Origin of the sequence: Streptomyces sp. SID1328, from assembly GCF_009865595.1 — a bacterium.
GTDB lineage: Bacteria > Actinomycetota > Actinomycetes > Streptomycetales > Streptomycetaceae > Streptomyces > Streptomyces griseoluteus.
On sequence record NZ_WWKH01000484.1, the window covers coordinates 1 to 445 of the forward strand.

General features: G+C 77.1%; 1 pseudogene. It reads right to left on the minus strand.

Annotated elements, in window-relative coordinates:
• Nucleotides 1–445, minus strand: a pseudogene (locus GT030_RS14925) (cell division protein FtsK); the annotation flags it as partial.

Here is a 445-nt window from a genome sequence, read left to right on the forward strand (position 1 = left end):
GCCGCACTCGCGGAAGGTGGGCGTCACCGCGCAGGCCGCCTGGTAGGTCTCCGTCAGCGGCGAGGCGGGGGAGGCGGGCACGGTCTCGGCCAGGCACACCACGTGCACCCCGGCGCGCGGCCCGCTCACCGCCAGCCGCGCCACGTCCTCCCGCAGCGCCGAGCCACCGGGGTCGCCGTCCACCACGACCACCGTGTACGGCCCCGGATGCCCGTCCGGGCCCGGCCGGAAGGAGGCGGGGTCGGTATTGGACTCGACGCGGCGCAGCAGCTCGCCGGTGCGGGCGGCCGCCTGTTCGCGGTCGTAGGCCAGCAGCAGCCGGCAGTCCTGGCCGTGGCCCGGCCGGACGTGCGGCAGCCAGCCCAGCCAGGACCACTCGGCGGTGCGCTCCTCCACCGAGCGGGTGCGGTCCGCGCTGATCAGCACGATCTCCAGCAGGTCCGGC